At 24.9% G+C, this 12,531-nt stretch carries 9 protein-coding genes and 1 pseudogene; 7 read left to right on the top strand and 3 right to left on the bottom strand.

The features are described from left to right. From Q1J76_RS08650 to Q1J76_RS08670, 5 genes and pseudogenes are all read left to right on the top strand, one after another. Nucleotides 1-366: pseudogene (locus Q1J76_RS08650) on the top strand (methyl-accepting chemotaxis protein); the annotation flags it as partial. A 4-nt stretch (nucleotides 367-370) separates the two neighbouring features. Then, nucleotides 371-1,582, top strand: a complete 1,212-nt coding sequence (locus Q1J76_RS08655; protein WP_367182113.1) for an OmpA family protein — start codon at nucleotides 371-373, stop codon at nucleotides 1,580-1,582. Nucleotides 1,583-1,724: 142 nt separating this feature from the next. Next, nucleotides 1,725-3,761 (top strand): GTPase ObgE, encoded by a 2,037-nt coding sequence (obgE, locus tag Q1J76_RS08660; RefSeq protein WP_300369684.1) that lies wholly within the window; start codon nucleotides 1,725-1,727, stop codon nucleotides 3,759-3,761. 116 nt (nucleotides 3,762-3,877) lie between these two features. Further along, nucleotides 3,878-4,423: a flavodoxin domain-containing protein gene (locus Q1J76_RS08665; RefSeq protein WP_300369685.1), complete on the top strand. Its 546-nt coding sequence runs from the start codon at nucleotides 3,878-3,880 to the stop codon at nucleotides 4,421-4,423. Between the two features lie 485 nt (nucleotides 4,424-4,908). Beyond that, nucleotides 4,909-5,415 (top strand): DUF2147 domain-containing protein, encoded by a 507-nt coding sequence (locus Q1J76_RS08670; protein WP_300369686.1) that lies wholly within the window; start codon nucleotides 4,909-4,911, stop codon nucleotides 5,413-5,415. 24 nt (nucleotides 5,416-5,439) lie between these two features. Here Q1J76_RS08670 and Q1J76_RS08675 read toward each other — a convergent pair whose 3' ends face one another. The 3 genes from Q1J76_RS08675 to Q1J76_RS08685 are packed head-to-tail and all read right to left on the bottom strand — an operon-like array spanning nucleotide 5,440 to nucleotide 8,396. Beyond that, complete coding sequence (locus Q1J76_RS08675; RefSeq protein ID WP_300369687.1) at nucleotides 5,440-6,378, bottom strand: DMT family transporter; 939 nt, start codon at nucleotides 6,376-6,378, stop codon at nucleotides 5,440-5,442. 60 nt (nucleotides 6,379-6,438) lie between these two features. Continuing rightward, nucleotides 6,439-7,575: an MFS transporter gene (locus tag Q1J76_RS08680; RefSeq protein WP_300369688.1), complete on the bottom strand. Its 1,137-nt coding sequence runs from the start codon at nucleotides 7,573-7,575 to the stop codon at nucleotides 6,439-6,441. A gap of 50 nt (nucleotides 7,576-7,625) precedes the next feature. Further along, nucleotides 7,626-8,396, bottom strand: coding sequence for an HAD-IIA family hydrolase (locus Q1J76_RS08685; RefSeq protein ID WP_300369689.1), 771 nt, complete (start codon nucleotides 8,394-8,396; stop codon nucleotides 7,626-7,628). A gap of 210 nt (nucleotides 8,397-8,606) precedes the next feature. Between Q1J76_RS08685 and Q1J76_RS08690 the strand changes: the two genes are divergently transcribed. Both Q1J76_RS08690 and Q1J76_RS08695 read left to right on the top strand, forming a co-directional pair. Next, nucleotides 8,607-10,562: a hypothetical protein gene (locus Q1J76_RS08690; protein ID WP_300369690.1), complete on the top strand. Its 1,956-nt coding sequence runs from the start codon at nucleotides 8,607-8,609 to the stop codon at nucleotides 10,560-10,562. 1,193 nt (nucleotides 10,563-11,755) lie between these two features. Next, nucleotides 11,756-12,442: a hypothetical protein gene (locus Q1J76_RS08695; protein ID WP_300369691.1), complete on the top strand. Its 687-nt coding sequence runs from the start codon at nucleotides 11,756-11,758 to the stop codon at nucleotides 12,440-12,442. Nucleotides 12,443-12,531 lie beyond the last annotated feature (89 nt).

Below are 12,531 nucleotides of genomic sequence, written 5' to 3' on the forward strand. Positions count from 1 at the left end.
ATATCAAGTGTAGATAAGTTGGCAGAAGATGTAGTTAATGTAGTTAATGCTACAGAAACTGAGATGAAAGAGTTAGTAAATTCTATAGAGAATGTTTCTAATCTTTCTAATACTAGTAGTAGCAATATGGAAACTATGGATAAGCGTATTAAGGAACTTCAATATATATTCTTACAGTTATATAAATTGGTTATTTCCTTTAAGACAGAAAAAACTGATGATGATATTGCTAAAGAAAATTTAAAATCAAACTCTTCAGTTGATAGAAGAAGATTAAGATTAGAACGTAGGGCAGAGAAAGAGAGATTAAGAGAAGAGAAGAAAAGAGTAAAAGAGTTAAAGAAAGAAATCAATAAAAAGAAATGATATGATGAAAAAAGTTAGTATTTTTGTATTTATATTTCAGTTATTACTCTTTAATATAGTACATTCTGAAATAAGTCATACATTCTATTGGAATTTAGAGAAGGGAAAAAGAATAGAATCTGTAAAAACTGCAGATGTTGAGTATTATGAAAATGGAATACTCAAAACTACTTATAAAGAAAGAAATATAGTTGATTTGACAGTAATTGCTATTGCTCCTAAAGGCGGATATAGAGTAAGTGGAGTATTCAAAATTTTCAGGATGCTTAAAGGTGATAAAGTTTTTCATCTTAATGAAGAATATACAAGCGATTTTATAATTCATACCAATGGAAAATTTGAAGTACCTTATAATTATTTTATGCCTAATGTAAGACATGTACCAACTTTTCCTGATAATGAAGTAAAACTTACTGAATCATGGAATAGAGAATCCATAGAAATTGTAAAGGTAAATAATGCCCCTAATCTTACTATGGCACTTTCTTCAGATTATTTATTTGCCAATATTGAAACTAATAATGACGGAAGTAGAAATGCTGTTATACAATATCATATTATGACAGATAAAGATTTGCTTCAGGCTGGGCTTTCAAGAAAAGGATATCCCGAGAGAATATACGGTTTTAATTATGGTACTTTTCTTTGGGATATGGAAAAAAATATTCCAGTATCACAGCAGGAAAGATATCAAATATTATTTGGATACGGTAGAGAATTATCATATGCTAGTTTGCAGTATAAAATGAATATTATAAGCACATATAAAATTTATGATGCCATTACAAAAGAGGAAGAAGATTATAATAGAAAAATACTAGAAGATAATCTTTATAATGATGATAATGTTACTATAGATACGGTACCTGAAGGTTTGGTATTAAGACTTGGAGAAATTCTTTTTGATATTGATTCTTATACTTTAAAACCTGATGCTAAAAATACTATAGATAATGTAATCAAAGCTATAAAAGAAACTTATCCTGATAGAGAAATCATAGTAGAAGGACATACTGATAATACAGGAAGAAAAGAGTATAATCAAGAATTATCTGAAAAGAGAGCTAAGACTGTTGCTGATTATATACTTCCTAACCTTGATCATGATAAATTATCATATAAGGGAGTTGCTGATGATGAGCCTATAGCTTCTAATGATACTCCTGACGGAAGAAGAAAAAATAGAAGAGTCGATATTATAATCAAATTAAGATAAATTTTTATATATTAAATCTAATAATATTTACTTATAATTATAAACCAATTATATACCATTGATAAAATATATTTTTATAATATAATAAATAATTCTAACAAAAATAATATAATCAATAAAATAAATATAAGGTAATAATAAAATGGATCAATTTATAGATGTAGTAAGTTTTGAGATAGAAGCAGGACATGGCGGAGCTGGAAGCGTAAGTTTCAGAAGAGAAGCTCATGTACCTATGGGAGGACCTGACGGAGGAAACGGCGGAGATGGAGGAGATGTAATTGTCAGAGTTGATGCTAGGATAAATAGTTTTGGAAAAATAAAGAGCAGAAAAAGATTCAGAGCAAGAGATGGAGAGCAGGGCAGAGCAAGATTAAGTGATGGAAAGAGAGGAGATGATGTTGTTATAAGAGTACCAATAGGGACAGTCATTTATGATGAAGATACTGAAAATATATTGGCTGATTTGCTTGAGGACGGACAAAGTTATACTGTAGCAAGAGGTGGAAAAGGTGGAAAAGGTAATAAATTCTATGCCACTGCTACAAATCAAGCACCAGATTATGCTCAACATGGTTTAGAAGGCGAGAGATTAAATATAAGACTTGAAGTTAAACTTATAGCAGATATTGGACTTGTAGGTATGCCTAATGCTGGAAAGTCAAGTTTACTTGCAAGACTTACAAGAGCTAATCCTAAAATCGCATCGTATCCATTTACTACACTTACTCCAAATTTGGGTGTTTGCTATTTAGACTATGAAAGAAGTTTTGTTATTGCTGATATTCCTGGTATTATTGAAGGGGCTAGTGAAGGGGCTGGACTTGGACTTACTTTTTTAAGGCATATTGAAAGAACTGGAGCTTTATGTTTTGTTATAGATTTAACAGATGAAGATGTTGCTGATACTTATAAAAAACTTAGAAATGAATTGAATCAGTACAGTAAAGAATTAATAAAGAAAAAGTCTATTATAGTACTAAATAAAACTGACATGCTTGAAGATGATGAAATAAAAGAAAAAATAAAAAGTATAAAAAAAGAAGTAAAAAAAGAATATAAAAATAATAAAGAAACTCATTATGAAGAGCCTGAAATATTTGCATTATCAGTATTTAGTTTAGACGGGGAATTACTTGAAAAAGTTACAAATTCCTTTTATAAGGCAAATGAAGAGAGATATGATAATACTGTAAAGCAGACAAAAGAACCTTTACTTCTAAATCAAAATAAAAATAAGTTAAAAACTAAAAGAGTATTTGGTCCTGTTGTTTCCAAAAGACTCGGAAATTCTTTGGGTATAGATGTAATACCTCATAAAACTTGCTCTTATAATTGCATATACTGTCAATTAGGATCCGAAGAAAATACAAAAACTAATCTTGCTAATTATTATTCTGTTGATGAAATTATATATGAATTGAAAGAGGCTTTGCTTAATAATAAAAATATTGATTATATAACATTTGCTGGTTCTGGAGAGCCTACTTTATATAAAGATTTAAAAAAACTTATTTATGAAATAAAGCAGATAACAGATATACCTGTATGTATAATAACGAATGGTTCTTTACTATATAAACAGGAAATGCGTTCTGATTTGCTTATGGCAGATTTAGTTATACCTTCTCTTGATGCTGGAAATATTGATACATTTAAGATTATAGATCAGCCAGATAATGAAATAGATTTTGATAAAATGGTTAATGGGCTTATAGAGTTTAGGAGGGTTTTTAAAGGTGAGTATTGGCTTGAAGTATTTTTACTTAAAGATATAAATGATAGTGATGAAGAACTTGATGATATTATAAAAATAGTTAATCAGATAAAGCCTGATATAGTTCAGCTTGTAACTGCCACTAGAAGAACTTCTAGTGATAAAGCTAAGGCATTGAGTAATGAAGAAATGCAAAGAGCTAAAAAATATTTTGAGTCTAAATGCAGTATAAAAATAGATGTTCCTAGTGTATCTGAAAATTCTAAAGGAAATACAAAAGATATAACTGAAGAAGATATAATAAATTTTTTGATAAGACAGCCTGATACTGTTCATATGATAGCTATGAGTTTTAATGAAGATGAAAGAAAGGTTACTGAATTATTAAAAACTCTAGTCGAAAACGGAAAGGTTAAAGAGGAAATAGTTAATGGAGTATTATCTTATGCTATTAATATTTAATTATAAAAATCTTATTTTGACAAATTTAAATGTTTTTAGTATAATTAAAATATGAAAATATTAAATATTTTTTAGTTTTATTAATAATTTATTTTTTAATAATGGGATAAAAAATTATGTCAAAAAAAATTGCTGTGCTTTATAAAAGTAAATACGGAATTACTAGAACTTATGCCAAATGGATAGCTGATAAACTTCATGGGGATCTTTATGGTATAGATAATGTTTCTTTTCAAAATTTGGATACTTATGATTTTATAGTTTTTGCTGGTGCTTTATATGCTGGAAAACTCTCATCTATTAAAGGGATAAAAAAGTTTTATAATAAATTGAAAGGAAGAAAAAATTTATACTGTGTGATAGTTGGGCTTACAAATCCTAATGACAAAGAATTTTATGATAATGCTGTTAATCAAAATTTCAAATCAGATGAAAAAGAAAACATGAAATTTTATTTTTTAAGAGGAAGTATAGATTTTGATAAATTGAAACTTCATCATGCTTTGATGATGTATATGCTAAAAAGAATAATATCAAATAAAACTGTAAAAACAGAAGATGAAAAATTATTGTTGGAAAATTATGGTAAAAAAATAGATTTTCTCAATAAAAGTTCTGTAGATGAAATAGTAGTTGATATAAAAAATAAAACTAAAGAATAAAAACTATTTTAAATTTATTATTATATATATCTTTTACATTCTATCATAAAAGTTAATTATATTTTATATATTAACAAATAATTAAAAATAATGTAAATTTCATTAAAATAATTTTATATACGCGTTTTTTATAAAAACTTAGAATATAAAGGCAAAATAAAAAATATTTCGCTGGACTTTCAAGAATGAAGTATATAAATAAAAGTTTAAATAATTATTAGAATATAACTTAATTTAGATTTATATTTTTTATCAAATTATATAAAATATGGTTATATATAGATAGCTTTATATGATTTTTATTTATAATCAAAAAAGCCAATATTTAAGAAAAAAAATTATTAAAATGTATGATATGTTTAATAAAAATTGATATATTATATATTTATTACAAAAATACTGCATTTTTTACAATTTTTAGTATGTAGTAAAAGTTGTAAATTTGATAGAATTACTATAAATATAAAGGATAATTAAGATAAATTATGAAGAAAAAATTTTTATTTATTTCAATGCTACTGATATTCTCAGTACTATCATTAAATGCTCAAGTGAGGGCTAATGATGTACTTGGTTTATGGTATGCTGAAAGAGATTCTTCAGGAAGAGTTCCTGTTGTAGAGATTTATGAAGAGGGCGGAAGATATTATGGATATTCTTTCGATTATAAAGAGCCATATAGTGGACCTGAAAGTTTAGACGAAAAAAATCCAAATCATAAATTAAGAAAACTTCCATTGAAAGGATTAATTTTTATTATGGGCTTAGTTTTTGATAAAGATGAATGGAATGGAGGAAAAATATATAATCCATATGACGGTAAAACTTATAATAGTAAGATGTCCATAGATAAAGAAGGTAAACTTTTATTAAGAGGCTCAATAGATAAGGCTGGACTTCTTGGTAAATCTATGAAATGGACTAGGGTTCCTGATTCTGAAAAGTCTAGGTTCAAACCTCTTAAAAGATATGAATTAAGAAAACTTAATTAATATTTCATAAATTTGGAAAGCTTATTAAAGTTTTCCAAATTTTTTACTCTTTATTCTTTCAAATATTCTATCACCTATACTGCTGTATATTATTCCTATAAGTATTAATATACCACCCAATATTTGTGAGATCAATAATTTTTCATCTAATAGTATAACCGCCTGTAGAGATGAGAAAAATGGTACAGAATCATATATTATAGCACCTTTTATAGCTCCTATTTTAGAAACAGCCATATTCCATAATATAAATCCCAATGCAGAAGGGAATGCTCCTATATATATAAGTATCAAAGCAGATGTAATATCTAAAGCAGTTACATTATTAGATATATACATAATTATCATAGCTATCATTAATGGTATAAATCCTATTATAACCATAAGATAAAAGAAAATATGATGAGCCATTTCTTTAGGTTTTATTCTTAAAATTAATGTGTATACAGAAAACATTATAACCGCTAAAATCATATAAAGATCACCAATTGCAAATTGCAATTTCATAAGAACTTTTATACTTCCTTTAGTAATTAAAATAACAACTCCAATTATAACTAATAATAAACCTATTTTTTGATATATAGTTAATTTAGTTTTCCATACAATCATGCTTATTAATGCTATCACAATAGGGGATAATGTAGCAAGTAATGACATATTTGTAGTATTACTAGTATGTGCTGCCATATATACAAATGTATTAAATAAAGTTACGCTTAATATGGATAGCATTATAATTTTTATCCACATTCCTTTTACATATTTGATATCTTTTATTAATTTTTTTATACAAAATGGAGTTAATACTAAAAGAGTAATTAACCATCTATAAAATGAAATTTCTATAGGTTTTAAATTTACTAGATATCTAGCAGCTACAAAGTTAGTACTCCATATTATAACTGCCAATATTGCAAATATATAGCCTGAATTATTACTTTGTTCATTATTAGCCGACATAAAAAGTCCGTAAATTAAGAGATTAATAAATATATTATAGTATTATAAATTTAATTTTTTTCAATTATTTTTTTCTAATTTATAATATATACTTGATAATATAGTACATAATACAGCACTGGCAGCTAAAAGTATGTAAGCGATATTAATTGAGTATAAATCAACTAATTTGCCAGTAATTATAGGATATACAAAAATACCAATAGCATAAGAGGCTTGAAAAAATCCCATAGCAGAAGATTTTTTTTCTATTGGTATTTCTTTTATAGATTCGCTTGTTAAATATGCAGCAAGCATTCCAGCAGAAAATCCTGATAGAATTTGGGATAGAACTATTATCATAATATTATTGGTTGTAATTACTATTATGCAGTATAAAGCCAATACTAAAAATATAATTGGTATATAGAATTTAGCACCTAATCTGTTAATACATTTTTTACTTGATAAATATGCACTAACTATTGCTGAAACCATATTTAATATAGAAGCTATACCTATTATATATGATTCTCCTCCTAACTCTCTTATTCTATTTAAAGTAAATGCTACTGCAGCTGCCATTTGTATTCCTTGCTGTACTATTGTCAAAGCAGAAAAGAATAAAAGTCTTTTATTTTTTACTACTAGTATTAAATCTTTTAAATTTGTTTTTTTCCTTATAATATTATCTTTCAAAAATAAGGATAATACTAATCCTATTGATCCAGATATAATACTTATAAGAAGAAGAAATTTCATACCTAATTTTTCATAGGATATAGTAGCTATTATAAATGCTATAAGCATTCCAGATACACTTGCAGTTAATGATTTACTATATGCACTATGCTCTTGAGATTTATCAAAAAATGAAACATATAAAATTATATACATCATCCAAGTAGATGCACTAATTCCAGCTAATATTCCTCCCACTAAAAAACCATTAGCATTTGGATATATTAATCTTATTGCAGAACCTAAAGTTATAAAAGCACATCCAAGTACAACAAAAATTTTGCATTTTCCTATATAATCTGTAATTATTCCAAATGGAAATCTCAAAATCATTTGTGAAGCACCTGAAAGACCAAGTATTAAACCTATCATAGATGAATCTACATTGATTGATGATAAATATGTTACTTGAAATGGTATATATGTATATAAGGCAAGCCATAAAAATATCATTATAAAAAATAATAAATTAGACATATATAAACCTCAAGTAACTTTATAATTTGTATGATAAAAATCAATATTTTTTATAGTTCATCAACATTTATTTCTTTAACTGAATTAAGTATATAATTAGGTCTATATGGGAATTCTTTTATCATTTCTCTAGTTGTAACTCCAGAAAGTACAAGACAGGTTTTCATACCAGCTCCAAGTCCTCCTAATATATCAGTATCCATTCTATCGCCTACCATTAATGTATTTTCACTATGAGCATTAATTTGATTCTTTGCTATTGACATCATAATAGGATTAGGTTTTCCTACTATATAAGGTTTCTTTCCTGTTGCTGATTCTATAGCAGCAAGTATAGGACCTACTGCAGGTATTAATTCTCCATTTGGAGCAGGGTCTACTATATCTGGATTGCAGCCTATAAATTTAGCACCTTTATTTATGAGATGAACTGCCTTTTGAAGCATATCAAAATTAAATGCATTTGTTTTTCCAACTACTACATAATCAGGATTAACATCATTTATACTATATCCTACATTGTATAATTCGCTTACAAGTCCTCCAGTACCAATAACATAAGCAGTGCCGTTTGCAAGCTGTCTTTGTAAAAATATAGCTGTTGCCTGTGCTGCAGTAAAGAAATGTTTCTCTTCCAAACCATTAACACCTAATGATTCTAATTTTCTCTTTAAATCTCTTGGAGTTTGTTCTGCATTATTAGTTAAAAATAAAAATGGTACATTCTTATACAAAAGCATTCTGATAAAATCTTTTGCTCCATCTATTAAATTATTACCTCTGTATATTACTCCGTCCATATCTGAAATTATATTAATCATTGATTCTTCTCCATCGTTATAATATTTATATTTTACTGTATTAATTTTTTAACCTATAAATTGTATAAATATAAAATAAAATGTCAATTAGAATTTTATATTTTATTTGTATAAAAAGTGGCATTAATTATATACTTGTAAAAAAAATTATTTTATTTATAATATATTACAAGTAAACATATTTTGTCAGCATGGATTAGGGGATAGATCATGTCAAAAAAGTTATTTAATATTTCTATTTTATTTCTTATATTAATTTTTTCAAGCTGCAGTAAAAACAAATCATCAAATAATAATATTAATGATATAAAGAATACTAATAGTTCAAATAATATTCAAAATCAAGATAATGTTACATTTGATATGAAATATGTATATAAAGCTCTTAGAGTTGATAAAACTAATTTTAATAATGCTTTGACTAGTTATTATCAGGATGGCAATTACAGCAACATTATAAATAGAAATAAAGAATTTCTTAATAAGAAGATAGTTGGAGATAATGACATAAAAAAATATGCTATAGATTATATATCCAATACATATCATAATCCATATAGTGATGATGTATCAGGAGGGGATTTATATAATGAAGATTTATCGCATTACTATGCTTCTGAATATAATTATGTTGAACAGAATTTGGCTTTGAAAAAGGCTAGAGATCTTCTTCTAAAAATAAATAATAAAGATGCTGATACTTATTTAGCTTTATATTTATCATATATGGCTTCAGATTCTCTATATAATTTTTATGAGATTCAGGAGTATTTAAAAGAGTGGAAGAAATTGAATTCTACTAATATCAATATGATTATAGGTCTTGTCAATGAGGGTAATAATATAAATGAAATATATTCTAATAATATGAAATTGATAAATTATATAATAGAAGCTCCTACAGATTTGGGAGTAGAACAATTGATAGCAGATGCTTATCAAAATGGATTTTTAAAATATATATCAAAAAGCACTGGATATTTAGATATTTATAATGAAAACAATTATAATTTATCTTCTATAATTTATGAAGGTGCTGCTCGTCAATCTTATTTTGCAATTATAAAGGATGTAGTAAATATAAATATAATGAATAATTATATTAGAACATATGTAAAGGCTAAGTTAAGTACAGATAAAATGAAACTTCCTATATATTATGAAAATTTTTATTATATTGATAATACATATCCTGGTGAAAAATATGATGAGTTTTCTGATTTATATTTTTTAGAGTTTAATAAAAATACATTTGTTTACTCTATTTATGAGAACAAACTTAAAGAGGTATATTATTTCAATCCTTCATTTATAGGAAATACTAAATATGCTTCTTATCAAGTAGAAGAGATATATAATTTTCGTCTTGGAGATGATTCTAAATTGGAGAAAGCTAAAGTATCTAATATTAAAATTTCCAGCTTGAAGAATATTGCTAGTGATTCTAAATTCATTTTGAATGGGCAATTTAATTCAGAAGAATATGCTAAATATTTAAATGAAATATTATCATTCCCTATATATAGCCCTGAATTCTTTTTGTGTGATATAAATAATGACGGTAAAGATGAAATAATGCTTAGAGGAAGTTATGAACATTTAGGAGGAAGGGGAGGCAAGGCATCTTATACTTTACTTTTGAAAGATAATTTAGAATTAAATTTAGAAAGTACTATTGGTAAATCTATAAATGGAAGTAGCAAACAGGGATTGAATAATTTTCAAAGAGTGTATTCAGAAAATGGTAAAAATAAAATACTTCTTGTAAATCCTATAGTAAATACTGCTAAGGATATATTTTCTGAGAATGATGTTGTTAATGTAGATGAGTTTAAATATAAAAATTATACTTTCAAACCTAAATTATTATGGAAAGGCAATATCGTAAATGGTGTTCCAGCAGATGTTTTAAAAACAGATGCTAGTTTCAATATGCATAAAGCAAAAAGTGATTCGGATATAGCCATAGTATCGGATAAAACTTTGAGGGTAGCTGATAAATTAATAAGCGATATTTATTATAAGAATCGTGAGAAACTTAATGAAGAAGAAAAAGAGAAACTTTTGGAAAATAGAAGGGCTGAAATAAAAACTATTCAGGATAAGCATGGAGATGTAATAGAGATAGAAAAAGAAATGCTTAATATATTAGGTATAAATAATTAATGTCTGATAATATAAATAATTCCGTTTATAAGAATTTTAATATTACTATAGGAATTAGTTTTATATTATTAATTTCTATTATATATATTACTTTTGTATTTAATATCAGTGCTTTCCCTTTAAATTCTGATTTAGAACATTTATGGAGTATTATAGCTTCAAACTTTATTTATTATATTAAAATATTTTTTTCTTTTCTAATACCTTTATCATTTTTTATATTTTCATTTTTATTCGTATTAAATCCAATTGATATTAAATCTTTATTAATATCATTTGTATTAATTTCTCTTATAGCATTTTATTTATATACTCTTCCTTATGATTTACTTATTAAGGTGGGTGAAAATTTACATTCTATTTTTAATCTTATAGTGAAAATTATATTGGCAAATTTGCTTATGCTTTTTGTCATTGGCATGTCATATGTTAAATATGATATTAAAAAATTCAGATATTTATATGATTTTTATACTATGATTGCTGAAATTATAATATGGAGCCTTTTAATATTTTTTATAATTTTTATTATAGTTTTTTCTATAGCTGTAGTAATGTATTTAAATGAAAAAATAGAGTATAGAAGAATTATAATATATCTAATAAGAAATGATATGAAAAATTTAAGAATATTTTTATCTATTTTTATAGTATTAAAAATTTCTGTAATTTATTTTTCTTATGTGATGTATAATAAGATGTCTAATACAAAATTATCTATCAGTATTTCAAGAACTATTTCTTTAATTATTAGTGCTTTTTCTATTGCTATTATGATTTTTAGTTTGAAATATAATTTATTAAATAGTCAATATATAAAGTTTATATTTTTATTTTATTTATCATTCATTATATTTTTTATGATCGATATATTTTTATTTAGAATAGATAGAGAATATAAAAGAATAGAATATATTATATATGTAATTTCAAATATATCAGGAGCTGTATTTTCAATATTTTTATTATATATATGTTTTAATAAATTTTTTTATTACTATATTATAATATTTTATATTGTTGTAATTCTAAATTTTATATATAATATACTAATATCTATATTAAAAAAGTATATAAAATTCATATTTTTATATAATTATATATATATAATATTGTTTATAATATTATTATTTATTGACTTTATATAATATTTTACTATACTATATATATGTATGATAATACATGGGGGTAAAATGAGAAATAGAATACTTTTAATAAGTTTCTTTATTTTAATTATTTCTTTTAATTTAAATGCAATTAATTTATCATTAGGATTTGTTAGTCAGTTTGGAATAAGTGGTGCTAATACCAATTCATCAAAGATATTTCCATCTAGTTTCAGAGATTTTGACAGCGGATTTAGTTTCTCAATAGGTATTAATCAAAATATAACTTCTTCTATGTCTTTTTCTATATTATTGGATTTAGGATACTATCATGATTCCTATGATTTAAAATATAGTATAAAAGGCAAAAGAGCTACTGAAAATTATCAATTTGAAAGTTTTTTAATAGGAGGTTATGGAAGATTTAATTTCGGTTTTTTGTCATTGGGGGCAGGTGGCGGAATTAAAATCCCTGGATCAGCTACATATAAATTAGATACATATAGCTTATATGGAAGGTATAGATTTACTTTCGGGGATTTAAGCGATATATTTGAAAGTGCATTGATACCTTATGTAAGATTTTCAATTGATTTCAGTATTTTTAACTATTTATTTATTGGTGTGTATGCTAATTATGATTTTCCTATATATTTTCAGCATAATAATTATATGAGCGATGTTTTAATTAATCAATCATCTTTAAGTGCTTTAGATATAGGAATTCAATTTGGATATTATATTAATCTTAATTTTAATAAAAATTATTATTAGGAGACAATATGAAAAGGTTATTTATATTATTATTAATTTTATTTTCATTTAATGTAATTTATGCAGCAGATTTTATATTAGGTTTTGTG

Origin of the sequence: Brachyspira sp. (genome assembly GCF_029258575.1) — a bacterium.
GTDB lineage: Bacteria > Spirochaetota > Brachyspiria > Brachyspirales > Brachyspiraceae > Brachyspira.